Source organism: Flavobacterium sp. GW821-FHT12A05 (assembly GCF_058807735.1).
Genome location: NZ_JBXAQY010000001.1, coordinates 499,344 through 515,870 on the forward strand (window position 1 = coordinate 499,344; position 16,527 = coordinate 515,870).

Sequence of the window (16,527 nt, forward strand, 5' to 3'; positions counted from 1 at the left end):
GTTTAATAGATTATCGTTTTTGAAGTAAATCTATTTCTTCATCCGTTTTATCAATGTAAACCGACATTTGTTCGTATTTCCATTTTCCTCTTTTGGAACCAATTACAAATAAAGTTCCTTTTCCTTTTGGGCCTTTCAGCGGAATTTGCAAATCGCATTCGCCGGTATTATTGCTTGTGCTGATGCTGCCAGAGATCATTCCGTCGGTTTCAATTGGATTTCCGAGTTTTTCAACAACTAATTTATTGTTTTGTACCGTTGTCATAGATTCTTTATAAGCATCTGAATCTTTCATCATAGAAGTAATGCCCAAAAAAATGCCGCCAACGAAAAGGCCAAAAATAATAATAAGGCTTAAACAGCCCGTTGGAACAAACCATTTCCAGTTTCTGTCCCACCAATTTTGTTTAGGTTGATAATGATCGTCATGCATAAAAGAGGGATATTTTTTGATTCGGTTAATTTGCAGAAAGATATTAATTTTCTAATCAAACAGAAACTCTTTGTGTTTTTTATGTAAGACATTTATTAAAATAAAAAAAATCACCTTATAAAAGATATAAGATGATTTAGATTAAGCGATGACAAGCGCAAAGAGCAATTTTTTTTGTTAGAGTTGTAGGTGTTAAATTGCTCTTTTGCCTTGAAGTATTATAATTTTTGTTTGGGACAAAAAAGGCTTTAAACGTATTGCAGGCAATATAAATTTGGGTTGTAAATTGGATTAATTCGATTTAAATCGGCCAATATATTGTGTGTGTAATCTTTACCGCCTATTGCCAGATAAAATAAAGATTTAGAAACATAAAAAGGTCTTAAAGGGAAATTTCGCCATCCTTGCGATAAATTTTTTAAGAAATGTTTTAAGGCATATTTGAATGTTTTTTCTTCGGGACGTACAAAATAAATACTTTTAAGTTTAGACATTATATTAGGAAACATTACAAATTTTCCGCCTTGTTGTATCAATAAATTAATTTCGAAAAGGGTTAATCCCTCAATATTCTCAGTTTTCATGATAATAAAAATTAGTGGTATTAATTATGAAGCAAAGGTCGGCAGGATTTGAATGTTTTTTTAGACTTAAAAGTTTAAAGAATAATATATTAAGGTTTTTTTTGGTACAAAAAAAATCGGGAACCCAACTGAATGAGTTCCCGATTTATACTTGATTTTAAATAAATTAATTTACAGTAACAGATTTTTCAGTATTAGTTAAATCAGTATCTTTTTCATAAACATCCTGAAAGAAACCAATTTCTCCGTTTTCATTTACTAATGAAGTAAAATAGGTAATATAAATAGGTACTTTTTTGGCTAATTTAAAACTGTTTTCGGTTTTACCTTCCATCGCTTTATCAATTTTAGCCTGAGTCCATTCCGGATAATCTTTTAGCATTGCAACGGCTAATTCTTTGGCCATTTTTACGTTGATACAACCGTGGCTGAAAGTTCTTTTTTCAAAATCGAATAAAGTTTTAGACGGCGTATCGTGCATGTAAATATCATCTGGATTAGGGAACATGAATTTAACCAATCCTAATGAATTTCCCGGACCCGGTTTTTGTCTTACCTGACCATTTACGATTTCCATATTTTTTTCTGCAAGATAATTTGGATCAGCGGCAATTTTAGATTTCAATTCATTGTTTACAATACTTTGAGGAACGGTCCAGTACGGGCTGAAAACGATTCGGTCAATTTCGCCGTTAAAAATAGTTGTTTTAGTTAAAGGCGCTCCAACAAATACATTTGATGTCAGCGCGATTTTTCCGTTCTTAACGTAAATCAATTCATAAGAAGGAACATTTACTAATACATACTCATCGCTATTGGCAATTTGAGCCGAAATCGCACGACATCTTTCCATATTAAGTTTTAATGTTTCCATTTTATCAGCAAGAGGCACATTCATTTCTTTAATATGTTCTTCAGATAAAATATAGTTGGGTTTAAAACCATTACGAACTTTGTATTTCATAACCGCATCCATCAATTCGCGGTCGTAAACATTACTTTTAGAATCATTTTTTAAATCCCCTAATAAATATAAACGAGTTCTAACCTGGGCAATCGTGCTGGAAACAGCATCTGGGCGTAAATCTTTATAAGGCGTTTCTTCTGGAATAATAGGTTTCCATTTGTTAGAACGGTCTAATTTTTTGTATTTTTTTAGAACGTCCTGCAATTTATAATATTGATCGTATTCTACTTTTACATCTGCAGATGTTGAGGCAGTTGCTTCTTCGATTGTGCTATAGTTTAAGAAATCTTTCAACATAGCATCATAAGACAATTTTTTATTAGAATCTGAATTGGTTTTTTTGGCGTATACAATATATAGAGAGCTTAAAAGCATATCCGCATCCGTTCTCGAAAGATTGGTTTCTGAAGAATTAATAAGCTGCTCTATTTCTTTTTGATAAGGAATAACCAAATCATTTGTTTTTTTTGCTTTTTCGTACAATACAGTACCAAATTCATTAATCTGGTCTTCGTCGTACCAAATAGTTCCCAGAGATCTATTTTTGTATAATGACATTACATCAGATTTGTACTTCTTTAAATCAGTATATTTTCTGAAGAATTCATTTGAAACATTGTTTTTTACATCATCATTATCGTTGGTGTAAAATGTCAGGGTGTTTGGAGTGGTGCGCTCTTTAGATTCAATATTTTCATACTTACTAAAAGATACAATACTAAAGCTAAGAGCTAAAATTAAGCTTAGTGGATATAATGTTTTCATTTTCATTTTAATTTTTACGTTACTACTTAGATTCGAAAGTTTTGGTAAAAATTTGGGGCCTTTTCTACATTGCTAAATTACTTTAGGATGCTGAGAATGAGTTGCTTTATTCAATTTAGATTTTTCAAAATTGCCATGTTGTAGGTTTATATAGTATAAATCAAATAGTTAGTAAAATTGTTACCCTATTAAATCACGAAATCGATATATTTTTTAAAAACATAAAGCTTCGGGAGTAAACAAATATTAAAATATTTTGTAAATTGCCCTCATAAAATTATCATATTCATAAAATGGAACAACAAATACCATATATTCCTAAAAATAAAGTAAGAATTGTTACCGCTGCTTCGCTTTTTGACGGACATGACGCAGCCATAAATATTATGCGCCGTATTATACAGTCAACGGGAGTTGAGGTAATTCACCTTGGTCATGATAGAAGTGTAGAAGAAGTGGTAAATACCGCAATCCAGGAAGATGCTAATGCAATTGCGATGACTTCTTACCAGGGAGGACATAATGAATACTTTAAATATATGTATGATTTGCTTCGCGAAAAAGGAGCAGGACATATTAAAATTTTTGGAGGCGGAGGCGGTGTAATTCTGCCAAGCGAGATTTCAGAATTACATGAATATGGTATTACGAGAATTTATGCTCCAGATGACGGCCGTTCGCTGGGACTTCAGGGAATGATTAATGATTTGGTTCAGCAGTCAGATTTTCCTATTGGAGATAAACTAAACGGAGAAATCGATCATATCGAAAATAAAGTGCCAACCGCAATTGCGCGTTTAATTTCGGCAGCTGAGAATTTCCCTGAAATTGCAAAACCAGTTTTCGATAAAATTCACGAAAGCAACGAAAGTTCTAAAATTCCTGTTTTGGGAATTACAGGAACGGGAGGAGCAGGAAAATCGTCTTTGGTAGACGAATTGGTTCGTCGATTTTTAATTGATTTCCCAGAGAAAACAATCGGATTAATTTCTGTTGATCCTTCAAAAAGAAAAACAGGAGGAGCGCTTTTAGGAGACAGAATCCGTATGAATGCGATTAATAATCCTCGTGTATATATGCGCTCGCTGGCAACACGTCAGTCGAATTTGGCTTTATCTAAATATGTAGCCGAAGCGATTCAGGTTTTAAAAGCAGCAAAATACGATTTGATTATTCTGGAAACTTCGGGAATCGGGCAGTCTGATACCGAGATTATGGATCATTCTGATGTATCCTTATATGTAATGACACCAGAATTTGGAGCCGCAACACAATTAGAAAAAATTGACATGCTTGATTTTGCTGATTTAGTGGCTTTAAACAAATTTGATAAACGCGGCGCACTTGATGCTTTGCGCGATGTAAAAAAACAATATCAGCGTAACCATAATTTATGGGATAGAAATCCAGACGAAATGCCGGTTTTCGGGACCATTGCTTCGCAGTTTAATGATCCGGGAATGAACACGCTTTATAAAGCGATTATGGATAAAGTGGTCGAAAAAACCGATTCTGAATTGAAATCGACTTTTGAGATTACGAAAGAAATGAGTGAGAAAATCTTCGTAATTCCGCCACACAGAACACGTTATTTATCTGAAATTGCCGAAAATAACCGCAGTTATGACGAAATCGCGGTTTCGCAGCAAAAAGTAGCACAGAAATTATACGGAATTTTCAAAACCATAGAATCGGTTTCAGGAAAAGTGCCTCAAATTAATAAAGCAGGAATCGATGATTCGACTGTTTTACCAAGCGCAGCCGAACCACACGACGAAAACAGAATCTTTTTAAATCTATTGCTGAATCAGTTTGATAAAGTAAAAATGGATTTAGATCCGTACAATTGGGAAATTATTCTGAATTGGGATGAAAAAGTAGCCAAATATAAAAATCCGGTTTACTCGTTTAAAGTTCGTGATAAAGAAATCAAGATTGCAACGCATTCTGAAAGTTTATCGCATTTACAAATCCCAAAAATTGCTTTGCCTAAATACGAAGGCTGGGGCGATATCCTGCGTTGGAATTTACAGGAAAATGTTCCCGGAGAATTTCCGTTTGCATCAGGATTATATCCGTTTAAACGTGAAGGCGAAGATCCGTCTAGAATGTTTGCGGGCGAGGGCGGACCAGAGAGAACCAATAAACGTTTTCATTATGTAAGTGCGGGCTTGCCGGCAAAACGACTTTCAACTGCTTTTGACAGCGTTACTTTATACGGAAACGATCCAGATTTGCGTCCGGATATTTACGGGAAAATTGGTAATGCCGGAGTTTCAATCTGCTGTTTAGACGATGCTAAAAAACTGTATTCAGGTTTCGATTTAGTTCATGCTTTAACATCAGTAAGTATGACGATAAACGGGCCTGCGCCAATGCTGCTTGGTTTCTTTATGAATGCTGCAATCGATCAACAATGCGAATTGTACATTAAAGCCAACGAATTAGAAAAAGACGTTGAAGCTAAAATCAAAAAAATATACGCAGCCAAAGGTATCGAAAGACCAAAATACCAAGGCGATTTACCAGAAGGAAACAACGGTTTAGGATTAATGCTTTTGGGCGTTACCGGAGATCAGGTTTTGCCTCTGGAAGTATATAATGAAATAAAAGTTAAAACCTTATCGCAGGTTCGTGGAACGGTTCAGGCCGATATTTTAAAAGAAGATCAGGCACAGAATACTTGTATTTTCTCAACCGAATTTGCTTTGCGTTTAATGGGCGACGTTCAGGAATATTTTATTACTAAAAACGTTCGTAATTTCTATTCGGTTTCGATTTCAGGATATCATATTGCCGAGGCAGGAGCAAATCCAATTACGCAATTGGCCTTTACGCTTTCAAATGGTTTCACTTATGTGGAATATTATTTGAGCCGCGGAATGAACATCAACGATTTTGGTCCGAATTTATCTTTCTTCTTCTCTAACGGAGTTGATCCGGAATATTCGGTTATTGGACGTGTGGCGCGCAAAATTTGGGCAAAAGCCATGAAAAACAAATACGGAGCCAACGAAAGAGCGCAAATGCTGAAATATCATATTCAAACATCTGGACGTTCGTTACACGCTCAGGAAATTGATTTCAACGATATCAGAACGACTTTACAGGCTTTATACGCTATTTATGACAACTGTAATTCGCTACACACCAATGCGTACGACGAAGCGATTACAACGCCAACAGAAGAATCTGTACGTCGTGCGATGGCAATTCAGTTAATTATTAATAAAGAATTAGGTTTAGCCAAAAACGAAAACCCAATTCAAGGTTCGTTCATCATAGAAGAATTAACCGATTTAGTTGAAGCTGCGGTTCTACAGGAATTCGATAGAATTACAGAACGTGGAGGAGTTTTAGGTGCAATGGAAACCATGTACCAAAGATCTAAAATTCAGGAAGAAAGTTTGTATTATGAAACCTTAAAACACAACGGCGATTTCCCAATTGTGGGTGTAAACACGTTCCTGAGTTCAAAAGGTTCACCAACGGTAATTCCGGCCGAAGTGATTCGCGCCACCGAAGAAGAAAAACAATATCAAATTACAATGCTGGACAACCTGCATAAATTCCACGAAGCAAAAGTAAACGAGCATTTAAATAATCTGCAACAAGCGGCTATTAAAAACGAAAACTTATTCGACCATTTAATGGAAGCGACAAAGGTTTGTTCTTTAGGTCAGATTACTTCGGCTTTGTTTGAAGTAGGAGGGCAGTATAGAAGGAATATGTAATCTTTTTGATTTTTAATGATATGGAAAAACCTCTCAAGATTTTTGGGAGGTTTTTTTTGTTTTACGAAAGTTGAAATGCCTAATAAAACGGGATGTTTTAGTTTTTTTCTTAACAAAAAACTTAAGTTAAATTTACTTCTAATTTAAAAACTTTATCAAGTTATTTTATTGAAAATCAGGTATTTGTACTCTTTTTGCCTTTAGTGTAAATGTTTAATTTTATTGAATATTTAAATACTTGTATTTTAAACGGGATTCAAAATGATATGTCGTGTTAGATTTATAGTTGCTGTTTTCTGGCGGATTTAAATAAGTTGATGGCAAGCATAGTAGAGGTTTAAAAGTTGAGAATGGTTAAGATAAAAACTTAATAATATGTCTGATATAACTCAATTAATTTTTAAAAGCAGTGTATGGCTTTTAACTGGATTAGTTTTATACTATGTTCTATCAACGATCAAAGTTTTTTTACTTGTCAAAGTACAATCACAATTGTTTCACTCTGAGGTACCCGAATTAAGCATTGAAAAACTTTTTCCCAAATACATAAAAGAGTTTATTGGGAATGTGATGCTGCACCAATGTACAATAAATTATTTAATCAATAAGGGCGGAAAGAGTACTTGGAAGCTTGTTGGAAACAAAAAAATAAATTTCTACTACAATTTTCTAAATACTATTACTGTAATGTTAAAACCTTTTTTGATAATAGCAATACTATGGGCTATCCTAAAGTTTTTAATTTTAAAGCATATTGCTTTTGATGAATTACAGATCTCACTTGGTCAAATTCAAATAGTCATTTCTTATCTAAAATCGCTAAAAGGTCTTGAGTTTTTTGACCATTATAAAGTTTTCTTATTTATTTTGATTGTTATTTTTTGCGGAATTTTTGGGGTAGTCAAAAAAAATGAAGCAAAAATTAATCGGTCTAAGTCAATAATTTATACATGTTTTACAATACTTTCCATTTTATCAGGTCTAAGTTTTTTTGGTTCCGATTTAAGTAAAACAAAAAATGATAATCTTCAAAAACTAGGTGACTTAGATTTGAAAGTTAGAGAGATACATGAAAACATCTATCGTGATGTAGCTAAAGCTGTAGTTTATGAAGATTTATCACAGGCAATTAAAGAAGATATCAAAAATAATGAAAAGGAGAGCCAACGGCTAGATTCTTTGTATAACAAAGCATTTGAGATAATTACTCGCCAAGAAATCAAAAACAAGCTTTCTGAGAAGTTTAATACACAGAAAGAAGAGTATGATAAGTTAATTTCACTTGAAGTTAATAAAAAAGACGATGTTAAAAATAATATGGAAAATAAATTTGTGTTTTCACATTTTATAAAAGAGCATTTTAATAACTCTCAATCAAATAAGAATTCAACAGTTCAAGATTATTGGACAAACCAAAATAATTGGAATAAAGCTACTGGTTTGAGTTTTACAAAATCAATCGAGGAATTAAAATCACATAAATATTTTACTGGCAAAACTGAAAGCGAAGTTCGTATAATTGTTGAGAACGTTGTTGAGAACCTTGTTGACTATCTCGTTGAAGAAATTTTTAATAAAACGGCTAAATATTTTGGCATTGAAAAATTAGAACTGCCTAAATCAATTGCTTCATTTTTAGCAATAGAAAAATGCAAAGAGTGCTTTGTACCAAAGATTATTGATGTAGTTAAAGTGTTTGGAAATAAAACCAAAATGTTTAATAAATTAAAGACTTTTTACTGTTTTAATAAACAAGGTAAAAGCTTAGAACGCATAAATGCTGTCAAAGAAGAACATAATGCCACATACAATGATAATTTAGCTCAAGCAGAGAAAGAGCAAATGATTGCAATTGCAAATGAAAAAGCAGAAAATTTGATAAGAGAGAAAATAACCAAAATAGTTAAAGGCTATGATCCTGAAAATTCAGCTAGATATGAAGGTTTTATTGACGAAGTAATCAAAAAATATAAAGTGCAAATTGATATAGAAAATATGTCAGAAGAATCTTTTAATAAATTAATTACAACTAATCAAATAAGTGATGCGGTTTTAAAAGATATACTATCGAATGTTAAAATAAAGTTTCATCCTTTTCCACCACCACCTGAATGCCCAATTTGTGCTTTTCAATTTGGATTTAAACTTCTCAAATAAATATTTACGATAACTCCTAACGCGTGCGTCTCGCTAGTGAACGCAAAGTAATGCACGAGCGAGACGCTCACACCAGCGATTGAAAAATTTTCAGTTGACTTTATTTTATAGTCAACTAAAAAAATCAGATAGTGTTCCGGTCACAGCAGACAAGATTGCGGTTATTTCTATGAAGTTCTATAAAAGTTCCGAAGGAACAAAACATATTGTAGGGACGGATTTTAATCCGTCCAGAGCAAAGAAATTCCGTAATCAAAATCCATTAGCGCCAGCAAAACAGCAAAAAATCCAATTGTCAAATATAGCCCGTGGTTTCAACCACGGGACTACAATACGAGCAAGACAATATTACGTTCCCGTGGTTGAAACCACGGGCTATGTTTATACGTTTTAGAATAGTAAAATAAAAATCATTCCCCAACCATTTCCTCTACATAACCCAAAAACTCCATTTCGTTTAAAGGAAACAATTGCAAGATAGTTTCCAGAATAAGGCCCACATTAATAGATTGGTTTTTCTTTTCTTTAACATTGTGCATATCGTGATCGAGTGCGAGAATACATAATTTTAGCATATCACTGATAATGCATCCCAACTCCAAATAATTTAAAATCTTGATTTGAACGGTATAATCTTTTGAATTGTCGGAATCAGGTTTTAGAGTGCTAAAATGCATAGAAGTTAAACGTTTTAGGTTTTTTACAATTTCAATTTCATTTGTTTCCATAAGGCATATAATTTTGTTGTGTTTAATTACTTTACAATTTGACTTTTATAAATTTATTATAAGAAAAATTGTACTTTTGTTTGGTTCGACGAAGGAAGAAATACATTGTATTTTACCAAACCGATTTGGCTGGTATTCTACCGCCTAAATAAGTTTTTTACCAGTTGAAGATTTTCACACTTAATTATTATCTTTGAATTATGAGCACATTATCAAAACCAAATCATATAGGGCGAAAAATAAGCCGTATTCGTGAACTTCGTGATATGAAACAGGAAGCTTTGGCGCAGGCTTTGGGAATAAGTCAGCAGACAATATCGGCAATTGAAAACAGCGAAACCGTAGAAGAAGAAAGACTTGTTGAAGTTGCAAAAGCACTCGGAGTAACTGTTGATGCAATTAAGAATTTTTCGGAAGAAGCTGCAATTAATTATTTCAATAGTTTTAATGAAGCTGTACATAATAGTCACTTTGGGAATAATAATCATTGCACTTTCAATCCATTAGACAAATTAATGGAAACGGTAGAAGAAAATAAAAAACTTTACGAACGTTTGCTTCAGGCAGAAAAAGACAAAATAGAATATTTAGAGCAATTATTAAAAGGTAAATAATAGACCTTTAAGCATATAGAAAACCTCCCGGAAATGGGAGGTTTTTGTTTTATAGATAATATTAAAAAAGTATTATATTTGAACGAATTTATTTATAAAAAATACGCATGAATATTCCGCAGTTACTCATTCTTTTAAGGCTTTTAATGTCGCCTGTAATTTTATTTATTGGCTGGAAATTTGGTGTAGATGGCGCTTTGGCAATTTTGATTCTTATGTATATCGGTTTATTTAGTGATATTTTTGATGGAATAATTGCCAGGAAACAAAATATTTCAACTGAAAAACTACGCCGATTGGATAGTCAGGTCGATATGCTGTTTTGGGTTTCAATAGGAATTAGTTCATGGTTTATATATCCGGAACTAATTAATTCAAATATTTATTATGTAGGTTTGGTTTTTGGTATGGAAATTCTATGCTATATAATCAGCTTTATTAAATTTGGAAAAGAAACCTTTACACATGCTTTTCTTTCAAAAATTTGGGGATTAACCCTGCTTGCTGCTTTTACTTCTATTTTTGGATTTGGTCATACCGGATTTCCATTTGCTATAGCAATTATAATGGGATTGATATCGCATTTAGATGTTATTATGATCATTTTAATTTTACCAAAATGGCAGCATGATATTCCAAGTTCGTATCATGCTTATTTGATTAGAAAAGGTATTGCGTTTAAAAAGAGTAAACTCTTAAACAGTTAGTATTTAATTTGATCAACAAATAAAAAAGCAGCTTCTTTATTCAGAAGCTGCTTTTTCTAATTTTTCTTGGGGCAAAAAATTAACGACGGAAAGATGGACTTTCATTAACTGACTGGTCTAACTTTACAGTCTTCATTTTTTTAGCAGCAACTTTAATTTCGTGTTTAGCAATTTTATCGTTTGCTTTTACTTCAAGAACATAAGTTCCGGCAGGAAAACTTTCCAGGCTTATTGTTTTTGAAACTTCCAATTTGTTTGCTGCAGATTCTCCCGCATAAAGTAAATTGTGATTTTCGTCGTAGATAGAAAAAGATGATTTTTCAACCGTGTCTAAAGTAAAGCTAACTACTTTTCCGTTTCCGGTTTGAATGTGTAAAATGTAATCTCCTTTTCCATCAATGGCGTAAGTGAATAATGTTGCTAAAAAAAAGGCAGCAACTAAACCTGTTTTGGTAAATTTTGTCATGTTTTTTTTAATGTTTATTACTAAATGTGGAACGGTCAAAACTACAAATAGAAATTTAATTTTCTGCAAAAATATCACCTTTTTTGATACATAAAATGCTGAATTAAAACTATTTCTGTGTTTTGCCTACGCTATGTACGTAAATACGGGGCTTGCGGATTTATTTTTTTTGATATTTTTTAATGTGGTATAAATCAGCTATCTAGATTTATTAAGAATAATTTTTCAAAAAAAATTAAAGAAGAAATTTTAGCTCAGTTTAGAGCAAAAAAAAAACAGCCCAATAACCACAAAGAGCTGTTTTTAAAACAATCACAGTTTTAACTTTACTAACTATCTAACCTTATTTTATACTTTATGAGAAGTATAACTTTTTTAGCGCACTGCTACGCTTGTATTTTTAGCAGAAAATCCTGCTTTATAAACTGATGAAACTGCTTTTGAAGATAATACAGTTGTATCATCAGTAATTGTAATTTCATGTCTCACTTTTTTTACATTATCTTCGGCTTCTAAGAAATAAGTTCCTTCTGGAAATTCTTCTAAGCTGAATGTTCTCAAAATTCCATCTTTACCCGAAGCAGTTTCAGAATAAATTAGAGATCCGTCTTTGTCGTAAATTGCCAAGTTTGCTTTTTGTACTCTGTTAAGTGCAAATGTTATAAGCTTTCCGTTAGCTTTAATTACATGAAGATTAAAATCTTCGTTGCCATCAATTGCATATGTACTCATTCCTGTGAATAGTACTGCACATACTAAACTCAATTTTAAAATCTTTTTCATAGTTCTTAGTTTTTAAATTATTAGTTTAATTCTCTGATGTAAAATTACTTAAGGACTACAAAAAAAGTATCTGCTCTATTTTCCAATTTCGATGCTGTATTCTCATTTACGAAACCGTTATAGGTTAAAATTTGAATTATATTTATTGTTTTGGTTAATTCGGTTATTATTTTTCAACGTTTTTGCAATTTATTGAATTTACCTTTATCTTACAATTTAGTAATAATCGATCCGAAATAACAAACTTGATGTTAATCCTGTTTTACTAAAAAGTAAAGCACAAAAAAAACAGCCCAATAACCACAAAGAGCTGTTTCTAAAACTTACGTTTTTAAACTTTACTAACTATCTAACCTCATTTTTATACTGTATGCGAGTATAAATTTTTCAATGCATTGCTGCATTTATATTTTTAGCAGAAAAACTGCGAATTAAAATGCCGAAAGCGGTTTTGAAGACAAAACAGAAGTTTCGTTTGTAATCGTAATTTCGTGTCTTGCTTTTTTGTAATTATCTTCGATTTCTAAGAAATAAGTTCCTGCCGGAAATTCTTCTAAACTGAAAGTTCTTAAAATACCTTCTTTACCAGATGCATTTTCAGAGTAGATTAAACTGCCGTTTTTGTCATATATACTAATGTTTGCTTTTTGAACCTGGTTTAAAGCAAAAGTTATCAATTTTCCATTAGCTTTTAATACGTGTAAGTTAAAAGCGTTACCACCATCAATTGCATAAGTACTTAACCCTGATAAAAGTACAGCACATACTAAACTCAATTTTAAATTCTTTTTCATAGTATTTTGTTTTTGAAATTATATCTCTAATTCTCTGATGTAAAATTACTGTGGACATATCTATTTTATATCAACTCTATTTTCCAATTTCGATGCTGTATTCTCATTTACGAAACCGATATAGGTTAAAATTTGAATTATATCTATCGTTTTCGTTAATTCAGTGGTTATTTTTCAAGGTTTTTTGCAAAGGGACAAAGATTCAGAGGTTCAAAGGGACAAAGGTTTCAAAGGTGCAGAGGTTCAGAGGTTCAAAGGTTCAAAGGTTCAAATGTTTATAGGGACAAAGTTTCAGAGGTTCAAAGTTTCAGAGGTTCAAAGGTTTAAAGAGACAAAGGTGCAGAGAGGCTGATATTGAATAAGACTTTGTAGAATGATGTAGATTTAATTTAGAAAAATCTAAAGAAATATAGCCAGCGGTTTCAACCGCTGGAACGCAATATAAATAATGTGGTATTTCAATATTTATCCCCGTGGTTGAAACCACGGGCTATGTTTTAATTAAATTGAGATTAAAGAAATCAAAAAAGCATAGTAAATCTGCTATATCTGCTAAATCTGCGAGAAACTAAAATTCACCACAAAGATTATCTGCAATCTAAAATCCGCAATCTAAAATCCGCAATCTAAAATCTGCAATCTAAAATCTGCAATCTAAAATCTGCAATCTAAAATCTGCAATCTAAAATCTGCAATCTAAAATCTAAAATCCACAAAAAGTTTAGAGCAAAAAAAAACAGCCCAATAACCACAAAGAGCTGTTTTTAAAACTTACGTTTTTACTTTACTAACTATCTAACCTTAGTTTTATACTTATGAGAAGTATAACTTGTTTAGCGTACTGCTACGCTTGTATTTTTTTCAGCTGTTGTTTTGTAAACAGATGATATAGCTTTTGGAGACAAAGTAGTAACTTCATTATTTACTTTAATCTCGTATCTTGATTTTTTAGCGTTGTCTTCAACTTCTAAAAAGTAAGTTCCGTTAGGGAAATCCTGCAAACTAAAAGTTCTTAAAATTCCATCTTTACCTGAAGCATTTTCAGAATAGAATAAAGTACCATCTTGATCGTATATAGCCAATTTTGCTTTTTGCAATTGGTTAAGACCAAAAGTGATTAATTTACCGTTTTTTAATACATGAAGATTAAAGTCCTCATTCCCATCAATTGCATAAGTGCTGAATCCTGATAAAAGCACTGCACATACTAAACTTAATTTGATAATCTTTTTCATAGTATTTGTTTTTGAAATTATATCTCTAATTCTCTGATGTAAAATTACTCAGGCTGTATCATTTTTATATCAACTCTATTTTCCAATTTATGTGCTATATTCTCATTTACGAAACCGTTATAGGTTAAAATTTGAATTATTTTAGGTGTTTTTGTTAATTCAGCTATTATTTTTCAAGTATTTGTATTTGTTAATGTTTTTTTAAAAGATCTAATATTCTTACAGAAATGATGAATGTCTATAAAACAGGTCGATTTAATACGATATCTTAAAAAAATCCTTGATAAAAATATTGGTCGTTTAAAAAATAGCCGTTTTTAACGGATTTCGAAATTAGTATTTTAGCTGTTTTGATAAAAAATTCTCATTTACGAAACCGTTATAGGTTAATTTTTGCATTATATTAGGTGATTTTGTTAAATTTGCTATTATTTTTTAAAAGGTTTTATCATGAAGACAATTGCCCCAGCTCTTGAAGTGATAACTAACTCATACGGAAGTTCTTTTACCTACACTAAACACGCCGAAAAGACCAATAGCAAAGCTCATTTATGGCATTATCATCCAGAGATTGAGTTGGTTTATATAAATGGCGGGGCAGGAAAAAGACAAATAGGAAGCCATGTTTCCTATTATACAAATGGTAGTTTGATCTTGATAGGCTCTAATTTACCGCATTGCGGTTTTACGAACGAACAAACGGGAAATGTAAACGAGATTGTTATTCATATTAAACCTGAATTTTTAGGGAATGACTTTTTTGCAGTACCGGAAATGAGAAAAATTCAAAATGTTTTGAGTCAGTCCAAAGGCGGAATCGCTTTTGGAGGTGAAACGAAAAAACAGATTGGAAAAAAAATCGAAATGATGGAGCGCCAGCTTCCGTTCGAGCGTCTGCTTACGCTTTTGAGTATTTTAGATGAATTGGATTCGTCTGAAGAATACACCATGCTCAATGCAGATGGTTTTGCAATGGAGCTCCAAACGCAGGACAGCGATCGTATGAATGTGGTTTTTAATTTTGTTAAAGATAATTTTCAGCAGTCAATCGCGATCGATGAGGTTTCGAGTCTGGTAAGTATGACGACTCCTTCGTTCTGTCGTTATTTTAAAAAAATATCCAATAAAACATTTACCGAGTTTGTAAACGAATATCGTTTGGTACACGCTTCAAAGCTTTTGGCCGAAAAACCAATGAGTATTAATGAAGTCTGCTACGAAAGCGGTTTTAATAACTTTAGCCACTTTAGTAAATCGTTTAAACAATATACAGGTAAAAGCGCATCGCAATACCGTCATGAACATAAAATTATAATCAGCTAATTAGTTTTATTTTTTTGCCACAGATTATACTGATTAAAGGGATTTTTTTTCTGCCACTAATTACACGAATTTCCACAAATTAGTTTGTGAAGAATGCGTGATATTTTTTGCCACTGATTAAAGGATTGTTAGAATCTTTGATATAAGTCAAACAAAAAATAAATTCGTGGAAATTTGTGTATCCCGATAGCTATCGGGAGTGGCAGATCAGCTTTAAGAGAAAATAATCCTCAGAATCATTTTTAATCTGTGGCAAAAAAAAAATAAATCCGATTAGCATAAAGCTGGTCGGATTTTTCATATAGTTTAGTCGGAAAAAAGTATATTTACATTCCTTTAATCGAAAAAAACTATCAAAATGAAAAAGCTTAAAATTTTAGTATTCTTCTTTTTTCTTTGTATTTCGTCCATGTCATACGCTGCAAAAGTAGATACTTTACAAATTGCAAGTACAGCCATGAGTAAAACCTATAAAGCGGCTGTAGTTTTGCCAAATTCTTATGCCAAAAGCAAAACAGCGTTTCCGGTTATGTATTTATTACACGGAGCTTACGGGCATTTTAGCGATTGGTTAAAAAATACTCCAAACAAAAAACTAGTTCAAAACTTATCTGATCAATATAATCTGATTATCGTAATGCCCGAAGGCGAAACCTTTAGTTTTTATCTGGACAGTCCGGTAAATAAAGGAAGTCAGTTTGAAACTTTTATTACGCAGGAAGTAATCCAGAAAGTCGATAAAACATACAGAACCATAAACAATAGAAACGGACGTGTAATTACAGGACTTTCTATGGGCGGACACGGCGCGCTTTATCTATCGACCAAACATCCGGATTTATTTTGCGCAGCCGGCAGTATGAGCGGGGCAGTAGATATGAGTACGATGCTTAATCGCGAATCTTCGGCTCAGGTTGTAAAATTAATGCAGCCCGTTTTTGGAGATAAAAGTGACAACTCAGACTTATACGCACAGCACGCCGTTATGGGAATGCTCGACCAAATAAAAGCCAACAAATTACCTTTAATTATTGACTGTGGCGTTGATGATTTTTTAATTGAACCCAACAGAGAATTACACCGCCGAATGGTATACGATAAAATAGAACACGATTATACCGAACGTCCGGGCGCACATACTTGGGAATATTGGGAAAATTCACTACCTTTCCATGTGTTATTTTTTAATAAAATTCTGCTTAAAAATCAGGTTGTTACAAAAAAATAATCACTAATT

General features: G+C 32.5%; 15 protein-coding genes. 7 read left to right on the forward strand and 8 right to left on the reverse strand.

What is annotated here, in order from left to right:
• Positions 1–10: 10 nt before the first annotated feature.
• From AC1RRQ_RS01920 to AC1RRQ_RS01930, 3 genes are all read right to left on the reverse strand, one after another.
• Positions 11–433: a cytochrome c oxidase assembly factor Coa1 family protein gene (locus tag AC1RRQ_RS01920; protein ID WP_493020885.1), complete on the reverse strand. Its 423-nt coding sequence runs from the start codon at positions 431–433 to the stop codon at positions 11–13.
• A gap of 248 nt (positions 434–681) precedes the next feature.
• Positions 682–1,017, reverse strand: a complete 336-nt coding sequence (locus AC1RRQ_RS01925; protein WP_493020887.1) for a hypothetical protein — start codon at positions 1,015–1,017, stop codon at positions 682–684.
• A gap of 166 nt (positions 1,018–1,183) precedes the next feature.
• Positions 1,184–2,749, reverse strand: coding sequence for a L,D-transpeptidase family protein (locus AC1RRQ_RS01930; protein WP_493020889.1), 1,566 nt, complete (start codon positions 2,747–2,749; stop codon positions 1,184–1,186).
• A 293-nt stretch (positions 2,750–3,042) separates the two neighbouring features.
• Here AC1RRQ_RS01930 and AC1RRQ_RS01935 point away from each other — a divergent pair, with 293 nt between their 5' ends.
• The 3 genes from AC1RRQ_RS01935 (at position 3,043) to AC1RRQ_RS01945 (ending at position 9,034) form a co-directional block, all read left to right on the forward strand.
• Positions 3,043–6,483 (forward strand): methylmalonyl-CoA mutase family protein, encoded by a 3,441-nt coding sequence (locus tag AC1RRQ_RS01935; protein WP_493020891.1) that lies wholly within the window; start codon positions 3,043–3,045, stop codon positions 6,481–6,483.
• A gap of 375 nt (positions 6,484–6,858) precedes the next feature.
• Complete coding sequence (locus AC1RRQ_RS01940; RefSeq protein ID WP_493020893.1) at positions 6,859–8,640, forward strand: hypothetical protein; 1,782 nt, start codon at positions 6,859–6,861, stop codon at positions 8,638–8,640.
• A 79-nt stretch (positions 8,641–8,719) separates the two neighbouring features.
• On the forward strand, positions 8,720–9,034 hold the full coding sequence (locus AC1RRQ_RS01945; RefSeq protein ID WP_493020895.1) for a hypothetical protein: 315 nt from the start codon (positions 8,720–8,722) through the stop codon (positions 9,032–9,034).
• A gap of 16 nt (positions 9,035–9,050) precedes the next feature.
• Here AC1RRQ_RS01945 and AC1RRQ_RS01950 read toward each other — a convergent pair whose 3' ends face one another.
• Positions 9,051–9,368 (reverse strand): hypothetical protein, encoded by a 318-nt coding sequence (locus tag AC1RRQ_RS01950; RefSeq protein WP_493020897.1) that lies wholly within the window; start codon positions 9,366–9,368, stop codon positions 9,051–9,053.
• A 200-nt stretch (positions 9,369–9,568) separates the two neighbouring features.
• Between AC1RRQ_RS01950 and AC1RRQ_RS01955 the strand changes: the two genes are divergently transcribed.
• Together AC1RRQ_RS01955 and AC1RRQ_RS01960 are read left to right on the forward strand one after the other, a co-directional pair.
• Positions 9,569–9,982, forward strand: coding sequence for a helix-turn-helix domain-containing protein (locus tag AC1RRQ_RS01955; protein ID WP_493020899.1), 414 nt, complete (start codon positions 9,569–9,571; stop codon positions 9,980–9,982).
• Positions 9,983–10,089: 107 nt separating this feature from the next.
• Positions 10,090–10,689, forward strand: coding sequence for a CDP-alcohol phosphatidyltransferase family protein (locus tag AC1RRQ_RS01960; RefSeq protein WP_493020901.1), 600 nt, complete (start codon positions 10,090–10,092; stop codon positions 10,687–10,689).
• 79 nt (positions 10,690–10,768) lie between these two features.
• Here AC1RRQ_RS01960 and AC1RRQ_RS01965 read toward each other — a convergent pair whose 3' ends face one another.
• From AC1RRQ_RS01965 to AC1RRQ_RS01980, 4 genes are all read right to left on the reverse strand, one after another.
• Entirely contained in the window at positions 10,769–11,155 is a 387-nt protein-coding gene (locus AC1RRQ_RS01965) for a secretion protein (protein WP_493020903.1), read from the reverse strand.
• A 375-nt stretch (positions 11,156–11,530) separates the two neighbouring features.
• Positions 11,531–11,938 carry a T9SS type A sorting domain-containing protein gene (locus AC1RRQ_RS01970; RefSeq protein ID WP_493020905.1) on the reverse strand — a complete coding sequence of 136 codons (408 nt, stop codon included), beginning with the start codon at positions 11,936–11,938 and terminating at the stop codon, positions 11,531–11,533.
• 431 nt (positions 11,939–12,369) lie between these two features.
• The gene (locus tag AC1RRQ_RS01975; RefSeq protein WP_493020907.1) at positions 12,370–12,732 is read right to left on the reverse strand and encodes a T9SS type A sorting domain-containing protein; all 363 of its coding nucleotides are present in this window, start codon (positions 12,730–12,732) and stop codon (positions 12,370–12,372) included.
• An 833-nt stretch (positions 12,733–13,565) separates the two neighbouring features.
• On the reverse strand, positions 13,566–13,967 hold the full coding sequence (locus AC1RRQ_RS01980; RefSeq protein ID WP_493020909.1) for a T9SS type A sorting domain-containing protein: 402 nt from the start codon (positions 13,965–13,967) through the stop codon (positions 13,566–13,568).
• 450 nt (positions 13,968–14,417) lie between these two features.
• On the opposite strand from AC1RRQ_RS01980, the gene AC1RRQ_RS01985 reads away from it, so the two are divergent.
• Positions 14,418–15,290, forward strand: a complete 873-nt coding sequence (locus AC1RRQ_RS01985) for an AraC family transcriptional regulator (RefSeq protein ID WP_493020911.1) — start codon at positions 14,418–14,420, stop codon at positions 15,288–15,290.
• A 358-nt stretch (positions 15,291–15,648) separates the two neighbouring features.
• Positions 15,649–16,518 (forward strand): alpha/beta hydrolase, encoded by an 870-nt coding sequence (locus tag AC1RRQ_RS01990; RefSeq protein WP_493020913.1) that lies wholly within the window; start codon positions 15,649–15,651, stop codon positions 16,516–16,518.
• Positions 16,519–16,527: the final 9 nt, after the last annotated feature.

What these genes read in the sequence shown, in the direction of transcription:
- AC1RRQ_RS01955 (WP_493020899.1), top strand. Translation starts at nt 9,569, where the DNA reads ATGAGCACATTATCAAAACCAAATCATATAGGGCGAAAAATAAGCCGT.
- AC1RRQ_RS01990 (WP_493020913.1), top strand. Translation starts at nt 15,649, where the DNA reads ATGAAAAAGCTTAAAATTTTAGTATTCTTCTTTTTTCTTTGTATTTCG.
- AC1RRQ_RS01970 (WP_493020905.1), bottom strand. Translation starts at nt 11,938, where the DNA reads ATGAAAAAGATTTTAAAATTGAGTTTAGTATGTGCAGTACTATTCACA.
- AC1RRQ_RS01980 (WP_493020909.1), bottom strand. Translation starts at nt 13,967, where the DNA reads ATGAAAAAGATTATCAAATTAAGTTTAGTATGTGCAGTGCTTTTATCA.
- AC1RRQ_RS01930 (WP_493020889.1), bottom strand. Translation starts at nt 2,749, where the DNA reads ATGAAAACATTATATCCACTAAGCTTAATTTTAGCTCTTAGCTTTAGT.
- AC1RRQ_RS01950 (WP_493020897.1), bottom strand. Translation starts at nt 9,368, where the DNA reads ATGGAAACAAATGAAATTGAAATTGTAAAAAACCTAAAACGTTTAACT.
- AC1RRQ_RS01925 (WP_493020887.1), bottom strand. Translation starts at nt 1,017, where the DNA reads ATGAAAACTGAGAATATTGAGGGATTAACCCTTTTCGAAATTAATTTA.
- AC1RRQ_RS01975 (WP_493020907.1), bottom strand. Translation starts at nt 12,732, where the DNA reads ATGAAAAAGAATTTAAAATTGAGTTTAGTATGTGCTGTACTTTTATCA.
- AC1RRQ_RS01985 (WP_493020911.1), top strand. Translation starts at nt 14,418, where the DNA reads ATGAAGACAATTGCCCCAGCTCTTGAAGTGATAACTAACTCATACGGA.
- AC1RRQ_RS01940 (WP_493020893.1), top strand. Translation starts at nt 6,859, where the DNA reads ATGTCTGATATAACTCAATTAATTTTTAAAAGCAGTGTATGGCTTTTA.
- AC1RRQ_RS01920 (WP_493020885.1), bottom strand. Translation starts at nt 433, where the DNA reads ATGCATGACGATCATTATCAACCTAAACAAAATTGGTGGGACAGAAAC.
- AC1RRQ_RS01935 (WP_493020891.1), top strand. Translation starts at nt 3,043, where the DNA reads ATGGAACAACAAATACCATATATTCCTAAAAATAAAGTAAGAATTGTT.
- AC1RRQ_RS01965 (WP_493020903.1), bottom strand. Translation starts at nt 11,155, where the DNA reads ATGACAAAATTTACCAAAACAGGTTTAGTTGCTGCCTTTTTTTTAGCA.
- AC1RRQ_RS01960 (WP_493020901.1), top strand. Translation starts at nt 10,090, where the DNA reads ATGAATATTCCGCAGTTACTCATTCTTTTAAGGCTTTTAATGTCGCCT.